This is a genomic window from Brucella pseudogrignonensis (assembly GCF_002252525.1).
In the GTDB taxonomy this organism is placed as follows: Bacteria; Pseudomonadota; Alphaproteobacteria; order Rhizobiales; family Rhizobiaceae; genus Brucella; species Brucella pseudogrignonensis.
This window is the reverse complement of sequence record NZ_NNRM01000039.1, coordinates 189,213-212,723: the sequence shown is the minus strand read 5'-3', so window position 1 is coordinate 212,723 and position 23,511 is coordinate 189,213. Positions and strand designations below refer to the sequence as shown.

The following is a 23,511-nucleotide window of genomic DNA, read 5'->3' as shown; positions in this document are numbered from 1 at the left end:
AGTTCCCTATTTGTTCCGATTGCCTTTGCGAGTCAATCGGGCCTGCTGAATTGAAATCACAGCTTTTGCGCGGTGTTCAATTGAATCCTGCAAGGGTTTCAAGGGGATATCGGCGAAGCCCAGCGGCAGGAATTTTTTGTATATGACGGGGACAGATGACGGCTTACCTGGAAAAGCTCAACGACCGGCAACGGGAAGCAGTGGAATATGGCGTGGGGGACGCTGGTGTCAGCGGTCCGCTATTGGTGATTGCCGGTGCTGGTTCAGGCAAGACCAACACATTGGCGCATCGGGTTGCCCATCTCATTGTCAAAGGCGCGGACCCAAGACGGATCTTGCTGATGACTTTTTCGCGCCGGGCGGCCTCCGAAATGGGCCGACGGGTAGAGCGGATCTGTCGGCAAGTTGTGGGTGAGAACGCTGCCATCATGCGCGATGCGCTCCACTGGGCCGGGACCTTTCACGGCATCGGGGCGCGGATGTTGCGGATCTATGCCGAACAGATCGGCCTGAATGTGGACTTCACAATTCATGATCGCGAAGACAGTGCGGATCTGATGAACCTGATCCGGCACGAGTTGGGCCTGTCGAAGACAGAAAGCCGCTTTCCCACCAAGGGGACTTGCCTTGCCATCTATTCACGGGTGGTCAATGCCGAAAGTTCCATCGGCGAGATCCTCAAATCGGCCTATCCCTGGGCGATCGGCTGGGAAGAGGAACTCAAACAGCTATTTGCGGCCTATGTCGACGCGAAACAGGCGCAGAACGTCCTCGATTATGACGATCTTCTGCTCTATTGGGCGCAGATGGTGTCTGATCCCGAACTCGCGCAGGATATTGGCGGGCGTTTTGACCATGTCCTTGTCGATGAGTATCAGGATACCAACCGGTTGCAGGCCTCCATTCTTCTGTCATTAAAACCCGATGGGCAGGGCTTGACTGTGGTCGGGGATGACGCGCAATCGATCTATTCATTTCGCGCGGCAACGGTGCGCAACATCCTTGATTTTCCGGAAGCATTCGCGCCAAAGCCGGCAGACATCATCACGCTTGATCGCAATTACCGCTCCACACAACCCATTCTGGCTGCAGCCAATGGAGTGATCGACCTCGCACGCGAGCGGTTCACCAAGAACCTATGGACGGACCGTTGCTCGGAGCAGCGTCCCCTGCTCGTGACCGTCCGGGACGAAAGTGACCAGGCCCACTACATTGTGGAGCAGGTATTGGCCAATCGCGAGATCGGTATGACGCTCAAGCAACAGGCTGTGCTGTTTCGGACATCGAGCCATAGTGGTGCCCTTGAAATCGAACTGACGCGACGCAACATCCCCTTCGTCAAATTCGGTGGATTGAAATTTCTCGACAGTGCTCATGTCAAGGACTTGCTGGCGGCGCTCCGCTTTGCACAGAATCCTCGTGATCGTGTGGCGGGCTTTCGCCTTTTGCAAATGCTTCCCGGCGTTGGTCCGCAGACAGCCGGCAAAATACTCGACACCATTGCCACAGACCCTGAACCCCTGATATCTCTCGCCGAAATTCCACCACCACCCAGGACTGGCGACGACTGGCCTGCCTTTATCGCGATGCTTTCAGCTCTGCGCAAAGCAGAAGGCGGCTGGCCCGGGGAAATCGGTCAGGCGCGCCTGTGGTATGAACCGCATCTTGAACGTCTTCATGAGGAGGCTGAAACCCGCAAGGCCGATCTTCTCCAGCTTGAGCAGATTGCTGGCGGTTATCCCAACCGTGAGCGGTTCCTGACCGAATTGACGCTTGATCCGCCCGATGCCACCAGTGACCAGGCGGGCGTACCGCTGCTGGACGAAGATTATCTCATCCTTTCAACTATCCATTCATCCAAGGGCCAGGAATGGCGTTCGGTTTTCATGCTCAATGTGGTGGACGGTTGTATACCGTCGGATCTCGGTGCCGGAACGACGGCGGAACTCGAAGAGGAGCGGCGCCTGCTCTATGTGGGGATGACCCGCGCGCGAGATAGCCTGAGCCTTATCACACCACAACGCTTCTTCACCTATGGGCAGAACACGCAGGGGGACCGGCACGTATATGCGTCCAGAACCCGCTTCATCCCCAAAAACTTGCTGCCGCTGTTCGAGATCACAAGTTGGCCAAAGCTCTCAGCCGCAAGAGCGGAGCGCAGCAAGGCATCGGTCAGAATGGATGTTGGAGCGAGAATGCGCAAGATGTGGCGTTAACGAGACCGACGCGGGAGGATGCGAATGCAGCTCCTTTATAGTTGCTGGCGTTTCTGCTAAATGAGCATCGCGCTGGAGCCCTTCAGTAAAGTCTTTCAGCCGAACAACCGGCTTGCTCGCAAAAAACTCTTATTTCCAGTGAATGATATAGAGAGGTTGAAAGCATCAGTCTCATTGCTTATCCCTTGGGAAAGTGCATGCGGCAAAGAAGTTTGGGGGCATATATTTATAGAAAGCCGCAACGTCTTCCTATCACAGCGTGGGTCGATTGACTGCAAACGATAAAACATGGGCCCTCTCTATCCAGCGCGCAGTCGGCGTTGGTTGCGATGCTGTTTGCGTACTGGTGCTGGCTTTTTATAGTACACCAACAGAGACCAAACGAGTTGAGGTTGGTGGCACACGTACCAACCGGATAATAGCTGCAGCCCATGGCATTCATCGCTTTTCGATTTTGAAACAAGCTGAAGATACCCCAGCAGCTAGCACGGGGCGAGTTGCAGAATTCTGATCTTACAACCACGAGCTTCTCCTCGACAGTCGATCAGCGGAACCGGCGTTTGGGTTGGCGGCAAAGATGAGGCTAGGCGAAGGGCACCTGAGCTTCACAAATCGTGGTGGAAACACTTGCAGAATATGATATCGCATAAGGATTCATATATTGCCCTACGGATGCAACCCCATTCTCATCGCGCGCGCGTACAGTGCTGACGAATGCTCAAGCTCGTGGACGTATCGATTTTTCGAGCTTCTTTATCGCCTCACGCAAAGATCGTTGCTCGTCAAAATAGTCCTCCCAAACCTTTTTCTTTCCGAGTAGCGCGGGAACAGTCCGGATTGTAAATCGCTTGGGGTCGAGGCCCTTTCTGACCTGGGTCCAGTTGAGCGGCATCGACACCGTCGCCCCCTCGCGCATTCTGGGTGAGAGCGGTGCAACGGCTGTCGACATGCGGTCATTGCGTAGGTAGTCCAGGAAAATACGGCCTTTGCGCTGGCTTTTGGCCATTTTGATCAGGTAGCGGTCGGGATAGTCGCCGGCCATTTGTTGGCAAACATCGTGTGCGAAACCTTTGGCTTCTGCCCAGTTGAGTTTTTTGCCTTTGCCACCGCCAAGCGGCGTGACCACATGCAGTCCTTTGCCGCCCGTGGTTTTGCAGAAGCTGACCAGACCAAGCTGATCAAGGCGATCGCGCATTTCCAGCGCCGCTTCGATAACGCTGAAAAAAGCCACGTCAGGGCCAGGATCGAGATCAAACACCAGCCGACCAGGGATTTCTGGTTGATAGGGTAAACAATTCCACGGATGCAGTTCGACGCCACCCATTTGAGCGACTGCTGCGAGCCCTTCCACCCGATCGATCTGGAGATAGGGCTTCCTGTCACCAAACACCTCTACAAGTTCGATCAGGTTCGAGGTGCCTGGGAGCGCATGACGCTGGAAGAACTGCTCGCCCTGCAAACCATCGGGCGCGCGAACCACCGAGCAGGGCCGGCCGTTGACATGGTTGATCAACCACGGTCCCACCGCCTCGTAATAGCGGGCGAGATCGAGTTTTGTGACTGGCTTTCCATCCCCAGCATCCGGCCAGAGTGTCTTATCAGGGCTCGAAATCAATACGCCCATGATATTGTGTTTGCCGCCTGCTTGAGAGGTGAGAATATCTCCAGGCTTTGCGGTGTCGTTTTCAGGGACATCGACGTCGCTCGGCGCTGCCGGCGTTTCGGCAACCACCTCTTTCGCTGGCTTGTCCTCGCGCAACCCTTTGAACGCAGCTTGGCGAACGAGGCCGTCTGCCGTCCACCCGGCGAATTGTATCTCTGCGACCAATTGCGGTTTCAGCCATTTGATATCGGTGCCTCCCTTGGGCGCACCGATACCGGTAAAAGGCGATTTCCTGGCCTCAAGCGCACGAAGTTTCGGTAGAATGCCCGCAACGGTTTTTGCGCCATAGCCGGTACCGACACGACCAACATATACGAAATGTCTGCCCCGATTGACGCCGACGAGCAAAGAACGGAATTTGCCATTGGTCGTGGCATAACCGCCAATCACCACTTCATGGCCTGAACGGCATTTGGACTTGACCCAGCTGTCGGAACGACCCGAGACATAGCGGGCGTCCGCCTGTTTGGAAACGATGCCTTCCAGCGAAAGCCGACAGGCGGAACGCAGAACCGCTTCCCCGCCTGTTTCAAAATGTGTCACATAGCGGATCAGCGGATCCTCACTGACGCTTTCTACCATCTGCTCGAGCCGTTGCTTGCGGTGGGTAAGAGCAAGTTGCCGCAGGTCCTCGATGCCGTCAAAAAGCAGATCAAACGCGAAATAAACCAGGGCATCGGTGTTGCCCTCGGACAAAGCTGCCTGCAATGCTGCAAAATCAGGTGCTCCACTTTCGTCCAGCGCGCAGATTTCCCCATCTATGATGCCGTCGGGGAGTGCTGCCGCGCTTTTTACAATGGCTGGAAATCTTTCGGTCCAGTCGAGACCCTTTCGGGTTCTCAATGTGACTGCGCCAGAATTGACATGCATCTGGATGCGGTAGCCGTCGAATTTAATTTCGTGAATCCAGTTTTTCGAAGCCGGCGGCCTGTCGTGGGTTTCACATAATTGGGGTGGGACGAAGTCCGGCATGGTGGCGGGCGTTGACTTGACGGTCTCCGACATCCTTTTGTTTTTTTCGCGCTTTTTTGCAGCAAGCCCATGACTGCTATCCCAAACGGCGTCTGCCGCGATAGCGTCAGTTTCGATCATGAAGGGGCGCGGCTTTCTGCCTTTGCCGGCTGCTATCATCTGCATGGAACGAGCGGATGCGACAGAGGTGTCATTGTCGTCCAAAACGGCAGCACCGTTGCTGTATACGGCAAACGCGTCTTGATGCTTGATCAGCAACCAGTTGGTTCGTCTGGAGCCGTTGCGATCCGCTTTCATGCGCACCAGCACAAAGCTGCCATGCAGTCGCTTACCTTCTAGGGTAAATTTCAGATCGCCTTTGGCAAGCGCCTCGCTGGCGGTCAGTTCTCCTTCCGGTGTCCAGTAACCACGGTCCCAGAGCATCACTGTGCCGCCGCCATATTGGCCTTTGGGGATCGTTCCCTCGAAATCCCCGTAATCAAGAGGATGGTCTTCGACCTCGACCGCCAGACGCTTGTCGCCGGGATCAAGAGAGGGTCCTCTGGTCACGGCCCAGGATTTGAAGACACCGTCAAGTTCGAGACGCAGATCGTAATGCAGTCGCGTCGCAGCATGTTTCTGAATAACGAAACGCAGCTTCTTCGAGGCCTTTGGCCGGTTCACCCCTTTTGGCTCCTGCGTCTTTTCAAAGTCGCGCTTTTTTTTGTAGGTTTCGAGTTTATCGCGGGCCATGACTGTCCTCATCTAGCTGTCAGTGCACCATCGATGCGTCCACTATAGAACGGTGATGCCAGACTGCTCAATTCTGACCCACAGCGTCTTGCTGGCACGAGACGACAGGGGAAGAGCTTGACCGTCGCTGGCTCCGCGGTCTCCTCAGGCACCTGATCACTGAGAAAACAACCGCGCAAGATAGTTTTTGTTCCTGCCAGCTCTGCGCACCCGAAAAAAACCTGCAAAAGCGTGGAGCTTTACACGGCGGACATCCGCAACAAACAGCGAATGCGCTCCAATGACTGAAGCGCTTTTTTGCCCTCAATGCGATACTCAAAGCCGTAATCCAAAACAGGACGCAGTCTGTTGTCGCCAAAGGGCTGGCGCAGAGGACCGCAAGCGCCGATCTGAATTCCCGCACAGCACTTGCCGGGCGATACGGAAACATTCGTATGGCAGCGAAAGACAGAACTGTGGCGAGCAGCACTGCGAATGTCCACGACCTTATACAAAAAAGGAACCGCGGCAGGACAAAAATGCAATGCGCGTCGAGCAGGAAAAACGAGGGAGTGCGCATGGTTTCCCGCCACACTATGGTTCGTCCTTAAAGACGTCGCCCTTGTTCAGGGAGTTGCTTCGTTCCGTTATGCTAGGCCAGACAAGGGTTGCATCACGCTCTCAAGAAACAACGCGCCGATCAGACTGCCGGCTTGCAGTTTGACAAGAGACCCTTGGGAACAAGCCCTTCCATACATATCCTGCGCCATGTGTTGACCGGCCTTGCCCGCCATCTGACAATAGCGAATATCGGAACTGGTGCCATGGTGCCAATCGAGGTCCTGTCGATCGGTCGGTCAACGGGCACGGAGATTGATGTAAATATGACTTTCTAGCTATTTAAATGGAAGAAAGCACTTCCATGCAAACCTGAATCTGCCCCCCAGACTATCATCGCGCTGACGGACGGGTTTAGCTCAACATCTTGCAGGAAAATTGATTGGGGTGTGTGGGCAATGATGCCTGATGGGTGCATGACAGGCCGCCAAGCACGCGGTATTGCTGGCTACAGTTTGTTTGCCAGAAAATTATCAACTTTCGAGGCAATCGATACAAACACCGCAACAGTCCTCGTCAAAACAGAAAGCAGGCTTTTTCTGCCGGCAACAATCGCAGAGAATGGCCGCTGCATCCGAGCGCGGTTCGGGGGGCAGGATCTCAATTTCCAAAGCTTCGTCTGGACATGAAGGCTGTGCCATTGCCGTGGTTCCCCGTCTAATCAGGATATGTGCTTATGGCTTCAGATAAACACAGAGAGGGGCGATTTAAAGAGCGGGTCTGGACTATCCGTCGAAGGCGCTCGGGAACCCGGCCCAAAGCGCGGTCCACGTCGCCCCACGCAGCGGTTGTTGGAAGAAGATTGGAGGGTTGCGTCAACCTGTCGGCTTGGGCGTTTCAGAGAATGCCGGCGTCGGGTCCGCATTGGCCTTACGCGCCTTCTGCGATGCCCGTGACAGCGGGCACGGCCTTGAGGGCTTTGAGCACAGATTCGAGATATGGCCGGCTTATCAGGGAAGTGGTTACTGCAGCAGCTTGGCCTTCATTGCTTGACCAAAAATGGTAAGCTGCAGCATGGGCTCGCCTCGAATGACACTTTCCTCGACGAGGTCGAGCTGTTCGAGCCGTCCGATAACGCGATGGGACAGTCGTTTGTCACCAACGAGCCAGTCGCTGCCGATCTTTTTCTGACGGCGGAAGAAGGCGATGGCCCGCAGGGCGTCGTGCTGCGCCCGGGTGAGTTTATCAGACGATGGCGCGGTCATGTAATCGACATATGGAAACATCAAGATCCTCCTGCTCAATCATGGTGGACAGTGATAATTGTCTGCGGCCTCTCGGGTCCCACAGTTGCAAAACGCCGGATTTGCAAGGAAAACGGACTTGCCTCACAATTTGTTCCAGGGTGCGGGTTTCTCAGCCTGTTGCACCCTTTCGGCAAAATGTCGGAGCAATGCCACGAAGCGCTGGCAGAAACAAACCGCTGTCTAATGTTCCAGTGACAATTTCTGCAGCTTTTTAATCGTTAATGCGTTAATCTCTGCAAGAATACATCGACAGGGAGCCTGACAGTTTGAGCGTCGCTTTTGTCAAAGAAGAAAGTGCGGAAGCTGCTGCGGAGACAATTTTGCCGCCGCGACCGATTTCTGGTCGAATCAATCTGGTGACGGAGAGCGGGCTTGAAATGCTGCACGAAGCGCTTGCATCGGCGCAAAGCAGGCTTGACGCTGCAAACCGGCTCGAGGATATCAATGAAAGACGGCGTCAGTCAGCGGTTTGGCTGCGTGATGTACGCTATTACAGTGAGCGCATCCGTACGGCTGAGCTGGTTAAGCCCTCCGCATCTTCTGATGTTGTTGGCTTTGGGCATGTGGTCACCTTTCAGCGCTCGGATGGTCGCAGGCTGAGTTTCAAAATTGTCGGTGAAGATGAGGCTGATCCATCGCGGGACACGTTGTCGCATGGTTCACCGGTTGCAATCGCCCTGATGGGTAAGGCGGTAGGCGAGGTTGTTGAGATAGGGGCGCTTGAACTGGAAATTGTTTCCATCAACGCCTCGGCACAAGTTTGAATTCCTTGCCATTTTTTCACCCAACACCCTGAGGGCCTTATTGAGCCGGATAGCCTGGTCGCTGCTGCGTCGGGCTGCAGCAATTGCTGCGGTTTGATCGGATTCTGCCTTTCGCCCGCATTGTGGACAAGCGGGCGCAGTGGGCAAGGGCTGTGACCATTGCTGCGGTGCCAGGAGGATCCGCTCCGCCTCTTCGAGCACCTGATAGTTGCCCTCGGTGACTTTTTTGCGTGGCGTCGTGGGAATGTCTCACCCGGATGGCGTCGATGGTGCCTGTTTGAGTGACAAGCGAGTTCATGCAACGAATGCGATAGAGCCCGGCCATCAACTCACAGGGACTGGTGCCATCATTGGCATTTTTGAGCAGGATTTCGCACAGATTGTCACCGACATTATAGATGTTGCCATCTTCAACATCGCGCAACCGAATGAGATGCGTGGTGGAATGGGCCTTGTCTAAACTGCGGCTTGCGGATTGTTTTGCTCCGTCCGTGACAAAGCCTTCCTTTTTGAGGCCGCGTATTATTTCAAGGGTGGGAATTGGGTGAACTGTTGCGAGCGGCTCGCATGCGCGGTGTCTGCAAAAATCGAGGGTGCCCGCGCCTGCATTTACGCCCCCGTCAGGGAATGGGTCTGGTCGAAGCGAGCGCTTTTAGTGTAGATGCTCATGATCTTTCTGCTTGAGATTTTCCCCGGCCCCTGGGCGAAGAAAAAACAGAGGCGGCCGCAGGCCGGCCATAGAGCGGCAGGGTGTGCGGATCGTCGCCGTAGATGAAGAGTACCGGATGAGGCGTGATAGGGTGGAAGGAAATTTGGGAGAAGCGATTTGCTGGCCTGAGTGATTGAACGGAGCATGGCACCTACCTTCTTAACCTATATGACTCGCCAAAATATTAGGGACGCTCCCCCGTAGCGAAGGCGCTCCTTCGTCACGCAATTGAAGATTTCGATGGCGAGAGGCGAACCATGCTTTTTGCCATGTTATTTTCTGGTATTCGCGGAGAATTCGAATGCTGTAGTTTTCTATGAAAAGCTCGGTGGTACGGTAATTGAAAATAAGCGTGACAGGAGCCGGTGGGGAAATGATAGGATTGAACAAATGCGATATCAGTGGCCTTCGGCAGAATCACTCCGTCAGAAAATGAATCATCAACCCAGCCACACGAGCTGATCGCAACTCGATCTTTTCGGTGAAAATGCAGCTTTCTCTGAACCAGATTTTGCGACCTACATCGGTATTGATGCGTGATTGAAACGCGCTGCCTCCATTTGAGCAGATGAGACTTGGGCTCGGCGACCGATACTCCAATCCGTTGTCCCCAATCGTGCCCGCAGGTGCGGCTCAGTGAGGATGATCGAGGAGAAGTTTTAACGGGAACGAACAAGGCTTGCGCGGGCTAAAGCCTGCGTTCTGTGGTATCGTGAAGCACGTGTTCTTCCTTAAAGGACACCGGAGACCGCCGGCTTAGCCAGCGCCATCTGCTACTCGTTAGTCCTGTCTGAAAGATCGATATCAATCAATGCGATGCCAAAATCTGGATTATAGCTGCGTTTGAGTGATGCGGGTGTTTCTCGAATAATGACTTCCAGGGTTGGCTTCACATAGCCTTTGACGAAATGCCCGCCACGTGTCTGTCCGTCGGACAAGCCCAGCACCGCGTGAAGATGGGGGTGCGGCTCACCTTGTTCGTTCAATGTGATATCACCGATCAGGCTTAAGACCTCGCTTTGCACGGTCACAGGAATATCCTGGTAGCGCCGGGCTTGGAGATCAAAGAAAGCGAGCATTGTTTCCTGAAACGCGCCGATCGCCGAAACCGATGCGGCGTTGATGTCATGTTTGATGGCAAAATGGCGAATTGTCTCGAAAGCTTCCTCGCCTGGTTCAACCACCAATATGAAGACGCGCTCGCTGTCATTGGACAAAAGTTTGCTTCGCATGCGGTCCTCCCGGCTTCGGCTTAAGATAATGACCGCCAGCGCAACTGGCGGTCCTGATTTGGGAATGCAGTTTAACGGGGATGACGGCCTTCCGCGATCTCCTCGACAATCTTGTCGACGAAAGCGTCAAGATCATCGGGCGATCGCGAGGTTATAATGCCCTGATCGGCAATGACTGCTTCATCGACCCAGTGGCCGCCGGCGTTTTTCAGGTCGGTTTTGATCGAACCATAGGAGGTTACCTTGCGGCCCCTGACGGCGTCCGCTTCGATCAGCAACCAGGGTGCATGGCAGATTGCCGCGACGATTTTACCCGATTTCAGGAATGCGCGTACCACGCCTATCGCATCTTCATCGGCGCGTAATTTGTCGGGGTTGATTTGCCCACCCGGCAGAACCAGCGCATGGGTGTCATCGAGTGCAATCTCCTGCAGCGTGAGGTCGACATCAACGCTGTCACCCCAGTCGCCGTCGTCCCAACTTTTGATTGTTCCACTTTTGGGAGAGGCGATCTTGACCGTGGCCCCCCGTTCGCGCAGTTTTTCCAAGGGGACACGAAGCTCCGAGCGTTCGTATCCATCTGTTGCGAGAATGACGATATTGGCATCGGTGATTTCAGTCATAACTATCCTCATGGTTTATTTGGGCGCAGTGCCGGTTGTTGGCACTGCACCAGTGATTTGCGTTACACCTGAACGGCTTAGACGGTCCTGACTCGGGGCGCATTGCCACCATTCCTTTGACACAACCAACACACGCCGGGCACAACGGCCATCACAAGGCTGCAGCGGACAGCTGCAGGCGCGTCAGCGCCAGCAAGCCGCAGGAGAAAGCTAGTCGCGATGTTCAGGCAGCTCTTTAAGCTGATCCTTGGTCCAGGACGTCACCGCATGAACATTGCCGTTATCATCGCGCATGAAATCAAAGCCGCTGAGTGGAACCGAGACCGGTTTTGCGCCAATGCCCAGAAACCCGCCAACGTCAATGATGACCTGCGCATCGGGCCCCATGCCATGGAGGTGGTCGACGGTTCCGATCTTGTGGTCATCGATACCATAGACGGTGGCGCCATCGAGCGTGTCCGAATTCAGTTCCGGCGCTGTTAGTCTAATATGTTTGCTGTGATCCATCTCAAATCCTCCTTGTTTTTTGAGTGGGTATAACCCGGTGGCGGGCAATCTGTTCCCGGGGACGCTTCTAAATATGCGGCTTCTCGGAAAGATATCCACGTGAATGGGAGGTGATAGTTGGGATTGCGTTGTTTGTTTGGGACCCTTACATCGCTCGCTGCTGGCAGCGATCAGGCTATGATCGCCGAGGGCACGGGTGACAGACGGAGAAGTTGGGGAAGAGGATGCCGACATGCAGTCTGTCGAGCTCGTCAGCACACTCAACTTGAAACCCCAGCCGCCCCCACCAGCCCGGGTGACGGGAAGGCGGCACCGTTACGCCGGCGTCGCTGTGGTGATCGCGTCTTCACCTATTCACCAATGCGAAGTCTCGGTGGCAATGACAGCCTGCAGGCATTTACGACGATCGGCCATCTTCGTGATCATCAGCCCTACCAGGTCGAGATGGCACCCGGCTTTAATCCATGGCGGCGCGATGTGAATTGGTTGCCGGCACTACAGGCACTGATCAGACCCATGCTCAACGCGCTTTCCTTCACGCGTTCAAAGTCCAACTGGGGCTACCAGTTTCGCTTCGGGCTGTTTGAAATCATTGATGCGGATGCAGATCTGATTGCGATGGCCATGGGATTGCCGGCCCTGTGGTCATCGATCAATTGCGGCACGTCAGCCAGCGCTGCCCAATGCTGCGATAAGGTCTCTGGCCTGACCCAGGTCGTCGAGCAATTGGCCTTCCGCGCGCTGCTGGTGTACCGGATCAGGCAACCGCAGAATATAGGAGGGATGCCATGAGAAAAGGATACGGGTTTCATCCTGCAACTGTTCCACGGTTCCGCGCCGCTGGGAGATCGGGCGCGCGGTGCCGCTTACAGCAAAAGCCGCCGATGCACCGAGTGCCACAATAAGCCTGGGTTTTACCAGCGCTATTTCCTGGGTAAGCCACCATCGGCAATGATTGATCTCATCGCGATTTGGCGTTTGGTGGAGGCGTCTTTTACCGCGCGGTGTGAATTTGAAATGCTTGACCGCATTGGTCAGGAACACGCTATTGTCAGCTATATCGGCTCGCTGCATCAGCCGACGCAGGATCTGGCCAGCTGGTCCAACGAAAGGCAGGCCGCTTAAATCCTCATGGTCTCCGGGTTGCTCGCCAACAATCATTATTGCGGCGTTCTGGCTTCCAGATCCACAGACAGCCTGGCTGGCCTGTTCGCAAAGGCTGCAGCGCTGACAAGTGCGGATCGCGCGGCTCAGGTCGTCGATTGTGTCTGCGGTGGCTGCAACGGCCGGGAACTGGTCGCGATAGCGTTGCGTGATCAGCTCGGAGCCTTTTCGTGGAGGGGTGGCCTGCGCCTCGCGCATTTTGGTGGTGCGCGCCTCCGCGTCCTTCAGCATGGCTGGGATCAGGCTCGTTTCGGGCATGTTACGCCAGTATTTTTTCGGCATTTCCGATAGCATGGCGCGTATATTGGTTCGGGCTGGATTGAAAATATTGCTGAAATAGGCGTTCCAAAGCGCCTCGCTGTCATCCGGCGCCAGATTGGGTCTTGCGGCACCGGCCCGAAATTCCAGCACGCCATTTTCAAACACAGCGCTGCGTTTTGGGGTCAGGATCGTCCAGTCCATGTCGGAGAAGCGTGCCACGAAAAATGTTGAGGCTGGTTCGACGATATTGTGGTCGGGTTCGAACCAGGCGATGAAACGCCGGCGTTGCGTTGTTGCGCTGATTTCGCGGAAGCGCAGGAATGCATGCATCTTGTGTAGATCCCGCCTTACATTCTTGCTCATCCGGATCAGACGGTAACCGAGGGGATCTACCGGAGACAGCGGATCGCCGTCGCGTTGCACCAGACGCCACAAGGCTTGATAGAGCAGATGAAATCGTTCGGCGTCGGCATGCCATATCACGCTGCGCATGGTTTCAAGGAAGGCCTTGGAGGCAAGGGTCGCATGCGGTCCCTCACTTTGCGGCAAACCATCGCCATCAAACAGGCCATCAGCGGGATTCCAGTTCATGCTCTCCGGCGGGATACGATGCGACATGGCGCGCCGCGCCGCCTGACGCCAGCTGTTGACCGTTCCGATCTCGTCAATAGTGGCACAAAAAGACATGCAGCCGCTTTCAATCTTTTCCTGTCAGAGCAAACTCAACTGTTTGGGCGCGGGCATGAAACGCTGTCGCAAATTCGCACTGTCGAGCACCAATCCGGGGGTCCAGTCGGTGACGGTGATGAATGGTTTGGCCTTGCGTGTCAGTGCACCGATGCGCACGAGATCGCCGATCCGCAACGGCTGCAGCCGACGCGCGCTGATGATGCGATCGACGGTTCGGACGCCAAAACCGGGAACACGCAGCAGCATTTCCCGTGATCCCTTATTGATATCAACCGGAAAATGGCCGCGATTCTGCAGTGCCCAGGCAAGTTTGGGATCGATATCCAGATCGAGAAATCCGTCGCGGGTGCCTGCGGTTATTTCCGAGGCCTCATAGCCATAAAACCGCATTAACCAGTCTGCCTGATAAAGACGATGTTCGCGTTCAAGCGGTGGCCTGATCAAGGGCAATGCCTTGGTTGCATCGGGGATCGGACTGAAGGCGGAATAATAGACCCGGCGCAGCTTGTAGCCGGTATAGAGCCGGACGGCGGTATTGAGGATAGTGGCATCATTGGAGCTATCGGCGCCAATAATCATCTGGGTGCTTTGCCCGGCAGGCGCAAATTTTGGCGGCTTGCGCCCTGTGATGGTCTTGTCAGAAGCTGCCTCGCCTTCAAGCCGGACCTGAGCCATGGTGGCGCGGATGGTTTCCGGGCGCTTTTCAGGGGCGAGTTGCCGTACGCTTTGGTCCTGTGGCAATTCGACATTGATTGAGAGTCGGTCTGCATAAAGCCCGGCCTCCCGAATGAGCTCAGGGGCCGCATCCGGAATTGTCTTGAGATGGATATAACCCTTGAAACCGTGCAAGGTCCGCAATTTGCGGGCGATCAGCGCCATGTCCCCCATTGTCTGATCGGGTGATCGGATAATCCCCGACGACAGAAACAGGCCTTCAATATAGTTCCTGCGATAAAATTCGAGGGTCAGGGTGACAATCTCGTCAACGGAAAAGCGCGTGCGTTCGACATTGCTGGAAACCCGGTTGACGCAATAGGCGCAATCGAACATGCAAAAATTGGTCATCAGGATTTTGAGAAGAGAAATGCAGCGCCCATCGGGCGCATAGGCATGACAAATCCCCGAGCCCCCGGAGGATCCCAGGCCCCCTTTCAGGGCATTGCGCTTTTCGCCACCACTGGAAGCACAGGATGCGTCGTATTTTGCCGCATCCGACAGGATTTCAAGTTTTCTTTGCAGGGTCATGGAAGCCATGAACCAAGATTAGAAGTTCTCGTTTTGTTCGTCAATCACCTTCTTCGACCGGGTTGGTTTCTGCTGACATTCGCCTGACATTCTCCTGACATGGGCAGCCTGACATGGACAGGCTGACAGGGGCCGCCTGACAGGGGCAGCTGATAGCGAGGCACGCGCGTCATAAGGGCTTTGCGCAAAAACTGCGTTTTGAGATCGGGTTGCGCCAGCACGTCATGTCGGATTTGCGCTGGGGACCATCGGTGATCACTTCATTGAGACGCCAACGGCCATTGTCCTGATAGATCACGGTTTTATCGCCATCAGGCCAGACATGGACGTTGAGACGAAGCTGACGACGTCCTGGTTTGCGTTCGGCTGCCGCCTGATAGAAGGAAAACCTGCGGCAGGTTTTTTCAGATCGGGTTGTTCCGGCATCATCCTTAACGCTGCAGGTGGTGCGGTCATGGGGATAGCGGCCCCTGCTCCAGTCTTCGAGCAATGTCCGGTTAAGCTGACAGGCCTGCTCTATATTGTCCATGCAGCCCATGTCGTATGCGCGTGAGGCTTCGGTAATCAAGCTGGCCGCGGTTTGATCGCCAGCATAGGCGTCACCGGCCAGCACGATCGGGGGCTTTGCTCCAAGCAGAAGATTGCCATATCTTATGCAGGCTTCGCCATCGGTGGTGGCGACGAAAGGATGGAAACAGCCGCTCTGGTAGGCCATTGCTGCTTGCTGGGCGTTGACAGCGGTGCCGAGGCCGAGAGCGTAAATATTGCCGATCAGTTTACAGGCATAAGGCGAAAGCCCGGGATCGGCGGCCTTGCAGGCAAAGTCCGCCCATTGCAGCGCTGCCGGATAATGCGTCTTGTGTTGCAACGCGAATTTTGCGGCCTCGTAGCAGAGGCTGACGGTTTCCGGCCTATTGCTGCTCTGCGCGATCTGAGCGGCGCAGCCTTTTTCAAACAGGTTCATCGCTGCAGCAATTTCACCGGCGTCGCCATGCAGTCGCGCCAGCGACAGACAGGTGCTTGCTGGCGCATTGTCGAAACGACAGCCTTTTTCAAGGGCCGCCAACGCCCTGGCATCGTTGTCGGCTTTGATCGGGGGCGGCGATTGCTCCTTGGTATTGGCGAACAGCAATGAGGCCAATGCCTGACATCCATTGATTGTTTCATCGCCGCAGGCACTGTCGAGCATGGCTTCAAGTTGTGGTCGCTTGATGTCTTTGGAAGCGAGAGCGGCAGCGACGGCTGCCGCGCAGGCCTGCGGTCCGCTGGCGGATGTATCGGTGCGACAGCTGTTGGAAAGAGCCTGATAGCTGTCATTTTGTGCCGGCGCTGCCGCAGCAAGGCCGGGATCGAGCGCCGACCCCAGCCCGGTGCAGGCACTATCCTTCTCAGTCTGCTCTGCGCAAAGAGCGATCGCGCGGGCTGCGCTGTGATTGCGGGCATCCAAGGCCCAGTGCGCCGCAAGCCGTGTTTGTGCGATACAGGCCGATGGATCGCCGTCAGCGCAGCCGCGCTCGAGCAGGGCTTTGGTCTTTGTCAGACGGGGCTTTTCGAGGCGATCTGGCTCCGTGTCCTGCAGAAAGTCACGATATTTGTAATAGGCAGGTTTGCAATGGATATGGTTGGCTCGTGAGGGGCCCGGTTCGCAGCTTTCCTCGAGAAAGGCAGCCAGCGCATAATTTTCGTCCGGTGTTGCGGATACTGCCTGGCCACGCGCGCTTATGACCGGATCAAAACTGTCGGGAAGATCACGACAGACAAAGGCAATGCCGGCACCGCAGGCTGTATAGAGGGCGGCAAAATTGGAGCTTGCCTCGACAGCTGTTGCGGTGGTGGTGCTTGCGGTTCCACGTGCCAGTAAAACGCAACTCACAGCGTCACCTGCATCACAGCCTGGCTTGGCGAGTTCCGGGGTGACAAGATCGTTGGCATCGCCGGTGCCACCTTCGATTGCGCTAAACTGGGCATTTTTCAGCGTGTTCTCGGAACGATTGATCGCCAGCTTGCAGCCCAGAACATCGCCGCTCATGCAGCCAAGCAAGGCATAATGGGTCACGGTTGCAGGCAGGTCCCCGTCGGGATCCGCCGCGTCATAGATCGCCTGCGCGTAAAGACTGCAAGCCGAGCCCAGTCCCAGATGGCAGGCTTTCCTGAGGCCATTGCTGTCTTGCGTCTGAGCTGCAGCCTGCAGCAGCGCGCCTGCGGCGGCAAGCCGCTCTTCTGTGGAGGCATAACCCGCTGTTTCAGGTTGCGAGAATGCGCTGCCGGTCTTTACCAGCGAAGCGATGAATGCGATGCCGGTCGAGCAATGACTGTTTTCTGGCAGCCGTGTTGCGCGCGCGAGAATGCTGCTACTGGCTTTGATATTCAGCAGGCCCAGCGACAGCGCATAATGACCGTCGGACTGGAGGTACGCCGCCATTGATGGGCGGAAGGCCGCTAGCGCCCGCGCCTGGCTGTTCAAAGCGGCGAGTGAGGGGGCTACAGCGGCGATGAGATGGCAGGTGTTGGGCGGGGAAACAAAGGGCTGACCATTTTCCGCGCGCTGTGAAAATCCACAGAAGTTGGAGGCGTTTTCGATCGGGACAAAGCCTTTTGCGCGCTCTAGGCCTTTGCCTGTTGCATAGTCGACCGCGAAATAAGGCCGACGATCGGGGCCAAATGTGATGTCGACCAGTCTGACCTCACCGCCAGAATTCAGCAGAATGTGACCTGTCTGGTTGGCCCTCTGGCCGGGCGTCCGGCTGATCTGGGTGGGCGCACACAGCCTGCGAACCTCCAGGGTTTGATAGGGAGGCAGGTCTTGCGTCCTGCCTTGCGAGACCGGCAAGAGAGCAGGGATAATCGCTATGATTGCGGCGATGAACAGCCGAATGACTTTGCCTTGGGCAATGATTGTGTGAACCATTTCCCCCCGCCTCTGCCATTATTGTCTTGCTATAGCGGCATCTTCGCATCGCGGAAAGTGTCGGTCCGAGCGGTCCATCCTCGAAAAGCGAGCCATGCGGTTCAGATGTCGGATTGGGTCTGGTCTTGAGGTCGGGCAATCCGCTCAATCGCCTGCATCTGCTCAATAATGCGCGCCATGTCATAGGGTTTGGAATAAAAGGGAATAGCCTTGTGCAGTGTGGTATTTTCGATGTTGCTAAGACCAGAAACGACAATCACCCGCATATGCGGATAGGTTTCGCGGACGATATTGGCCAGTTCAATGCCATTGATGGCACCGGGCATATCGATATCGGTGAAGACGACATCAATGCTGCGATTGCAACCCAGGATCTCCAGCGCCTGGCTGCCATTCTCCGCTTCCAAGGTTGCCATGCCGGCATCCTCGAGCTCGCCGACGGCGACAAGGCGCAACAGTGCTTCATCTTCGACAACCAGAACAGTTGTTTTGCCACCCGCGAAAATGTCCATCGACCTGTTATTCCTTTGCTGCGCTGCTGGCTGCATTATCACCGATAGTGATGGATGAATAGTTGCAGGTCATGGGATTGCGCAGGCCATGATCGACGATGGCGCGATGAAAAGGGGCTGGGGTGCCGAGAGTGCAAATCAGTTTTGGGAAATTATTGGTCCCGTTTGTTACGCCATCCTGTTGCTGACCGGGTGTAGGCAGCGGCGCGCGCGGTTGGCGTGTGTGCATCGGGCGCTCAAGCGTCGCGCGGCCCTATGGGGATGTCGTGCAGCCACCACTGCGAGATCAGAAGGGATCAAACCTGGCTGAGTGCCTATGTTGTGGTCACCAAAAAAGCGCGAGCCGGCTGTCAAACAAGTGTGGTGATGAGAAACAGTGTAGCGAGGATACAACAACCCGCCAATGCAGAAAAATAACTCGCCGGCATCCGGTCGAGCCAGTTTGCGCGTGGAAATTCATTGCGGGCCGCAGTTGCATCTTTTGCTTGCGCCAGCAATGCGTTCAAAATTTCTGATTTGTGCAGATCAGCATCGTGTCCCATTTCTTCCCCCCTGGGTTGAGGGGAGTTTTCTACCATTAAGCCGTTGGTGGGTCATGTCGGACTTTGGTTTATTCCGAACAACCTTTGATCAATTGCAAGCTTCGCGCGGGCACCATGGCTGAGGGTTCTAACGCAGATTCATTCCGCAGCCTCAGCCGCGTCCTCTGGAAAGCCCAACAATGGTATCGGCATCTGCAGAAGATCGACAGCAACCTGATGCAGCACGGCAAACAGCACCCGGTCGGGGTCACCTTCCGATAATTGTTGGGGAGAGTCGATCAGCCGCGCGATCGTTGCTTCGACAATGCGATTTTGCATGCGACGCCCGGGTGAATAATGTTCGGCTCGCCGGCCAAGCATCAAGCACAGATCATTATCGATTAGGGAATTGTCGAGCAAATCATCTTCGAGATGGCTGCATGCATGATTGGGGAGTACCATCCGTGCTCCTCCTTGCTAGCAGGCAAGAGCACAAATAACCCTTAGCCGTCACCGCCTACATATTCGTATTGGTGACGATGCGACGACTATACGCTTTTTTGAGCAGGAGTCACGGAATGTTTGAAACAGTCGGTTTTTGTGCCGCTCGCTCTGGCAAATTTATCTTTGCTGAGGATTGTGTTATCGGCCGCAGCAAGCAGTGCCACCCCAACAAGCCGTCGGGCAGGAGAGACAATTGAGTAATCTGGAAACAGCGATCGCGGTTGCCGCAGCCGCCCATATGGATCAGAAGGATTGCAACGGGGATCCCTATATCCTGCATGCCTTGCGGGTGATGATGGCGCAGACCACAAGGGAAACACAGATACTTGCTGTCATGCATGATATGATTGAGCATAAGGCGACATCACTGAATGATATTTATTCCTTTGGCTTTGATGACGATATTGTCTTAGCGCTCAATGCCATCACGCGTCGCGATGATGAAGACCATCTGCTCTTTGTGAAGCGTGCCTGCTCCAATCCAATTGCCCGACCGGTCAAGATCGCCGATTTGCGGGATAATCTGCGTCTTCACCGCGAGGACGCGGAGCGCAGCAGAGGCTATCGGGAGGCTTTGCAAATGCTTGGCGAGAAGCCCTGATCTCCAGCCTGCGGACAAGGCTGAAGACCGACGACAACGCGGCGCGAAGCTGCTCAGAGTTCGTTTGGTACGTTGCATGACATTCAGGCGTTGCGGGTGAAACTTTTTCTGATCGCCCCGGTTAGGACGCCGTACCATTCCGGTACATGTGGAGGAATGACCATGGCGAACAATCAGCAGGATAACAAGAAACAGGCTTCTGGCAAGCAAGGCGGAAGCCACGAACAGCATGTCAAGGCTGGCGAGCAGAGCCATAAGAATGAAGAGAAGAAGTCTGGCAGTGGCCAGACGGGCAAATCCAGCCAGTCAAACGACAAAAAGTAAGTTGTCTCGGGAGAGCCCGTCGCCCGCGCCGGGCTCTTTCTTGCCCTATGACGCTCTTAAGTCTGATGAGGTCCGACATAGGGCCGGTCGACGATCTCCCGCAAAGCGAAGCTTGAATTGATCTTGACCACATGCGGCAGCGCGGACAGCCAGTCGCGGTGAATGCGTTCGTAGTCTTCGAGATCTTTTGCTGCGACCCGCAGGATGTAATCATATTCCCCCGACATCAGATAGCAGACCAGCACATTGGGGCACCGTTTGACTGCGGCCTCGAACTCGGCGAGGGTTTTGGTAAACTGGCCCGACAAGGAAATATGGACAATCGCGATCATCCGATAATCCAGAGCTTTGGGTGACAGGCGAGCGTGATAGCCGGCAATGATCTGGTTCTTTTCCAGACTGTCGAGCCGGCGCGAACAAGCAGATGGCGACAGACCGACTTTTTCTGCAAGCTCCGCATTGGTGATACGGGCATTGGCCTGCAAGGTCCTGAGGATTGCAAGATCAATCGGATCAAGAGTGCTCATTCGAAGAACCTTCGAAACAAAGGGCTGGGTACGCAATAATCCACCAGAATACCGATGGTTGCAAATCCTCTTTGCAAGGACATTGCGTGCTGGAGATGGTTTGATTTCAGAATGGATAATGACCCACAGAACGTGGGCGAACAGAGAGGAACGTCTATGCGTGTCGGTTGCCCGAAGGAAATCAAGAACCATGAATATCGTGTTGGGCTGACCCCCGATGCAGTGCGTGACTACGTGGCCCATGGCCATGATGTCCTGGTGGAAACCAGCGCCGGAGCCGGCATCGGCGCCGATGACGCCAATTACAGTGCAGCCGGCGCGCGGATCGTCGCGTCCTCGCAGGAAATCTTCTCAAAATGCGACATGATCGTGAAGGTGAAAGAGCCGCAGCCCGAAGAATGGGAACAACTGCGCGAGGGCCAGATCCTTTACACCTATCTGCACCTGGCTCCTGATAAAGAGCAGACCAAGGGTTTGCTTTCATCGGGTGTGACAGCCATCGCCTATGAAACGGTGACCGATGATCGTGGTGGTTTGCCCCTGCTGGCGCCGATGTCGGAAGTGGCCGGCCGACTGTCCATTCAAGCGGGCGCGACTGCGTTACAGAAAGCCAATGGTGGACGCGGCATCCTGCTGGGTGGCGTGCCGGGCGTGCTGCCAGCCAAGACCACCATCATCGGCGGCGGGGTGGTCGGATTGCATGCGGCCCGGATGGCCGTCGGACTCGGGTCCGATGTCACCATTCTCGACCGTTCTCTGCCGCGTCTGCGCCAGCTCGATGATTTGCTGGCGGGACGTGTGCATACGCGTTATGCCAGTCTGCAGGCGATTGAGGATGAGGTCTTTGCGGCGGATCTGGTGATCGGCGCCGTGCTGATACCGGGCGCAGCCGCCCCCAAACTGGTCAGCCATGACATGTTGTCGGGCATGAAAACTGGCGCGGTCATCGTCGATGTGGCGATTGATCAGGGCGGTTGTTGTGAAACCTCCAGGCCGACCACGCATTCTGACCCGACCTATCTGGTGGAGGGAATTCTGCATTATTGTGTGGCCAATATGCCCGGTGCGGTGCCGGTTACTGCAGCCCATGCGCTTAACAATGCCACGCTGCGTCACGGGCTTGCGCTCGCTGACCGGGGGTTGCGTGCGCTTGCCGAGGACAGGCATTTGCGCAATGGGCTGAATGTCCATCGGGGGCGGATTACCAACGGACCGGTGGCGGAAGCCCTCGGTTATCAGGCCTATGCAGCGGAAACGGTGCTCAATGTCGCATGAGGGATCGAACCCCACAGGCCTTGTTGCAACGAGGTCTGCGGGGTGCGGCAGATTTTGACTTCATAGCTCGCCTGTCGTCCCTTCCTTCTGAAGCGGGCTTTCCGAGGCGGGCTGAAGGCAGGCATGATCGAAAGATCAACCACGCCAGTTCAGGAAATGTCTTTCGATCTGTGTGATGATGGCGTTGACAATCAGACCCAGCAGCGAGAGGATGGTTACACCGGCAAACAGCTTTTCGAGATCATAGAGCGATCCGGCTTCCAGAATGTAGGAACCGATGCCGAACTGCGCGCCCAGCATTTCAGCGGCGACCAGAAGGATGATGGCGATGGAGATCGACACCCGCAAACCTGACAGGATGGCAGGGAAGGCGCCGGGCAGCACGATCTTGCGGACGATCGACCACCAGCCCAGGCCGAAGCTCTGGCCCATACGGATAAGGGAGCGATCGACATTGTCGACCGCACCATAGGTCGCAACGACCGTCGGGGTGAATGTTCCGAAGGCGATGAGCATATATTTTGACATCTCGTCAATGCCGAACCAAATGACAAACAGCGGCAGCAGCGCGATTTTCGGGATCGGAAACAAGGCGGCAACGAGCGGTACCAGACCGGCGCGCACATGGCTGAACAGACCGATCATCACACCAAGGCTGACGCCGGCTGCAATGCCAAGGCTGGCGCCCACAAGGAGGCGGCGCAGCGATGGCAACAGATGCTGCCATAACAGACCCGTCTGCCAGAGCTGGACAAATGTTTCGAGGACGGCGGAAGGGCCTGGCAGCGTCAGATTGGAAATAAAACCAACACGTGTTCCGACTTCGGCCAGCGCGATGAGGGCAATGAACAGAATGAGCGCGACATGGCGAACCGGTCGGGGTGCGAAGCCGCCCCCGCGAAACGGCACCGGACGCACGATCTGTGCTTGTTGCTTGAGCGGGGCGATTTCAACCATGAATGAGCTCCTGATCTGCGGCCTCGGCCTCCGCCCGCATCAATTCCCAGAGTTGCTTTTGCTTTTCTTCCAGCACGGGATTGCCAAGCCGGCGCTCGCCCAATGGAATATCGATGTCGACGATCTCACGGATTGTTCCCGGGCGCCGCGACAGCACAACCACGCGATGACCGAGCCGAACCGCTTCATTGAGATTGTGGGTGACATAGACGGATGTGAAAGGTTGGCGGCTCCACAATGTGACCAGGTCGTCCATCAGCAATTCGCGTGTCTGACTGTCAAGGGCCGACAGGGGCTCATCCATCAGCATCACCGCCGGCCGTACCGCCAGAGCGCGGGCAATCGCCACGCGCTGACGCATCCCGCCCGAGAGCTGCTTGGGCAGAGCCTTGCGGAAGTCGACGAGCCGGGTCCGTTTGAGCACATTGCTGATGATCTGCTCGGTTTCCGCGCGACTGATCGGGTGATCCTCAAGCACCAGTCGGATGTTGCCTTCGACGCTGCGCCAGGGCAGCAAGGCAAAATGCTGAAAGACATAAGTGAGCGGGTTGAGCGAGTCTGACGGCGGCGTTCCAACTGCCAGCACCTTGCCGGCGGTCGGACGCTCAAGTCCACCCAGGAAACGCAGCAATGTCGATTTCCCGCAGCCCGAAGGTCCGATCACGCAGACAATCTGTCCGTTTGGTATCCGCAACGACAGGTCCTTGAGGACTTCAACCGGGCCATAGCTATGGCTGATGTTTTCAAGCAGCAGATCCAT

At 55.9% G+C, this 23,511-nt stretch carries 22 protein-coding genes and 1 pseudogene; 6 read left to right on the top strand and 17 right to left on the bottom strand.

The genetic code is table 11. The features are described from left to right. Positions 1-155: 155 nt before the first annotated feature. Complete coding sequence (locus CEV34_RS17240) at positions 156-2,216, top strand: ATP-dependent helicase (protein WP_094544129.1); 2,061 nt, start codon at positions 156-158, stop codon at positions 2,214-2,216. A 718-nt stretch (positions 2,217-2,934) separates the two neighbouring features. Here CEV34_RS17240 and ligD read toward each other — a convergent pair. The 3 genes from ligD to CEV34_RS17220 all read right to left on the bottom strand — a co-directional run bounded on the left by ligD (position 2,935) and on the right by CEV34_RS17220 (position 7,406). Next, positions 2,935-5,583 (bottom strand): DNA ligase D, encoded by a 2,649-nt coding sequence (gene ligD, locus CEV34_RS17235; RefSeq protein ID WP_094544128.1) that lies wholly within the window; start codon positions 5,581-5,583, stop codon positions 2,935-2,937. A 67-nt stretch (positions 5,584-5,650) separates the two neighbouring features. After that, a complete protein-coding gene (locus CEV34_RS27750; protein WP_200860693.1) occupies positions 5,651-6,142 on the bottom strand; it encodes a hypothetical protein in 492 nt (163 codons plus the stop codon). Between the two features lie 1,000 nt (positions 6,143-7,142). Further along, the gene (locus CEV34_RS17220) at positions 7,143-7,406 is read right to left on the bottom strand and encodes a hypothetical protein (protein WP_007881360.1); all 264 of its coding nucleotides are present in this window, start codon (positions 7,404-7,406) and stop codon (positions 7,143-7,145) included. Positions 7,407-7,693: 287 nt separating this feature from the next. Between CEV34_RS17220 and greA the strand changes: the two genes are divergently transcribed. Further along, entirely contained in the window at positions 7,694-8,191 is a 498-nt protein-coding gene (greA, locus tag CEV34_RS17215) for a transcription elongation factor GreA (protein ID WP_007881358.1), read from the top strand. Between the two features lie 37 nt (positions 8,192-8,228). On the opposite strand, the gene CEV34_RS27375 is transcribed toward greA, so the two are convergent. The 4 genes from CEV34_RS27375 to CEV34_RS17195 form a co-directional block, all read right to left on the bottom strand. Next, a complete protein-coding gene (locus CEV34_RS27375; RefSeq protein WP_235819103.1) occupies positions 8,229-8,714 on the bottom strand; it encodes a DUF932 domain-containing protein in 486 nt (161 codons plus the stop codon). A 959-nt stretch (positions 8,715-9,673) separates the two neighbouring features. Beyond that, positions 9,674-10,132 carry a PPC domain-containing DNA-binding protein gene (locus tag CEV34_RS17205; protein ID WP_007881356.1) on the bottom strand — a complete coding sequence of 153 codons (459 nt, stop codon included), beginning with the start codon at positions 10,130-10,132 and terminating at the stop codon, positions 9,674-9,676. A gap of 71 nt (positions 10,133-10,203) precedes the next feature. After that, positions 10,204-10,755 (bottom strand): type 1 glutamine amidotransferase domain-containing protein, encoded by a 552-nt coding sequence (locus CEV34_RS17200; protein WP_064323050.1) that lies wholly within the window; start codon positions 10,753-10,755, stop codon positions 10,204-10,206. Positions 10,756-10,965: 210 nt separating this feature from the next. Continuing rightward, entirely contained in the window at positions 10,966-11,262 is a 297-nt protein-coding gene (locus CEV34_RS17195) for a PRC-barrel domain-containing protein (protein WP_094544126.1), read from the bottom strand. A gap of 177 nt (positions 11,263-11,439) precedes the next feature. Between CEV34_RS17195 and CEV34_RS26780 the strand changes: the two are divergent. Continuing rightward, positions 11,440-11,880 (top strand): annotated as a pseudogene (locus CEV34_RS26780) (EVE domain-containing protein); the annotation flags it as partial. 48 nt (positions 11,881-11,928) lie between these two features. Here CEV34_RS26780 and CEV34_RS17190 read toward each other — a convergent pair. The 7 genes from CEV34_RS17190 to CEV34_RS17160 form a co-directional block, all read right to left on the bottom strand. Beyond that, complete coding sequence (locus CEV34_RS17190) at positions 11,929-13,374, bottom strand: UdgX family uracil-DNA binding protein (protein ID WP_094544125.1); 1,446 nt, start codon at positions 13,372-13,374, stop codon at positions 11,929-11,931. Between the two features lie 24 nt (positions 13,375-13,398). Next, the gene (locus CEV34_RS17185) at positions 13,399-14,622 is read right to left on the bottom strand and encodes a putative DNA modification/repair radical SAM protein (RefSeq protein WP_210199576.1); all 1,224 of its coding nucleotides are present in this window, start codon (positions 14,620-14,622) and stop codon (positions 13,399-13,401) included. Between the two features lie 169 nt (positions 14,623-14,791). Further along, a complete protein-coding gene (locus CEV34_RS17180) occupies positions 14,792-17,530 on the bottom strand; it encodes an SEL1-like repeat protein (protein WP_094544123.1) in 2,739 nt (912 codons plus the stop codon). 101 nt (positions 17,531-17,631) lie between these two features. Next, positions 17,632-18,042, bottom strand: coding sequence for a response regulator (locus CEV34_RS17175; protein WP_094544122.1), 411 nt, complete (start codon positions 18,040-18,042; stop codon positions 17,632-17,634). 7 nt (positions 18,043-18,049) lie between these two features. Beyond that, the gene (locus CEV34_RS17170) at positions 18,050-18,271 is read right to left on the bottom strand and encodes a hypothetical protein (RefSeq protein ID WP_094544121.1); all 222 of its coding nucleotides are present in this window, start codon (positions 18,269-18,271) and stop codon (positions 18,050-18,052) included. A gap of 121 nt (positions 18,272-18,392) precedes the next feature. Continuing rightward, complete coding sequence (locus CEV34_RS17165; RefSeq protein WP_094544120.1) at positions 18,393-18,584, bottom strand: hypothetical protein; 192 nt, start codon at positions 18,582-18,584, stop codon at positions 18,393-18,395. A 138-nt stretch (positions 18,585-18,722) separates the two neighbouring features. Beyond that, a complete protein-coding gene (locus CEV34_RS17160) occupies positions 18,723-19,025 on the bottom strand; it encodes a hypothetical protein (RefSeq protein WP_094544119.1) in 303 nt (100 codons plus the stop codon). 235 nt (positions 19,026-19,260) lie between these two features. On the opposite strand from CEV34_RS17160, the gene CEV34_RS17155 reads away from it, so the two are divergent. Then, on the top strand, positions 19,261-19,668 hold the full coding sequence (locus CEV34_RS17155; protein WP_094544118.1) for a hypothetical protein: 408 nt from the start codon (positions 19,261-19,263) through the stop codon (positions 19,666-19,668). Positions 19,669-19,830: 162 nt separating this feature from the next. Beyond that, the gene (locus tag CEV34_RS27100) at positions 19,831-19,992 is read left to right on the top strand and encodes a hypothetical protein (protein ID WP_167659796.1); all 162 of its coding nucleotides are present in this window, start codon (positions 19,831-19,833) and stop codon (positions 19,990-19,992) included. Between the two features lie 56 nt (positions 19,993-20,048). On the opposite strand, the gene CEV34_RS17150 is transcribed toward CEV34_RS27100, so the two are convergent. Continuing rightward, positions 20,049-20,519 (bottom strand): Lrp/AsnC family transcriptional regulator, encoded by a 471-nt coding sequence (locus tag CEV34_RS17150; protein WP_064323058.1) that lies wholly within the window; start codon positions 20,517-20,519, stop codon positions 20,049-20,051. A 156-nt stretch (positions 20,520-20,675) separates the two neighbouring features. Between CEV34_RS17150 and ald the strand changes: the two genes are divergently transcribed. Beyond that, positions 20,676-21,794 carry an alanine dehydrogenase gene (ald, locus tag CEV34_RS17145; RefSeq protein ID WP_094544117.1) on the top strand — a complete coding sequence of 373 codons (1,119 nt, stop codon included), beginning with the start codon at positions 20,676-20,678 and terminating at the stop codon, positions 21,792-21,794. 135 nt (positions 21,795-21,929) lie between these two features. Here the strand turns inward: ald and CEV34_RS17140 are convergent, their stop codons facing one another. Together CEV34_RS17140 and CEV34_RS17135 are read right to left on the bottom strand one after the other, a co-directional pair. Then, positions 21,930-22,751: an ABC transporter permease gene (locus CEV34_RS17140; protein ID WP_094544116.1), complete on the bottom strand. Its 822-nt coding sequence runs from the start codon at positions 22,749-22,751 to the stop codon at positions 21,930-21,932. Then, positions 22,744-23,511, bottom strand: a complete 768-nt coding sequence (locus CEV34_RS17135; protein ID WP_007881322.1) for an ABC transporter ATP-binding protein — start codon at positions 23,509-23,511, stop codon at positions 22,744-22,746. Before CEV34_RS17135 ends, CEV34_RS17140 begins: the two co-directional genes overlap by 8 nt.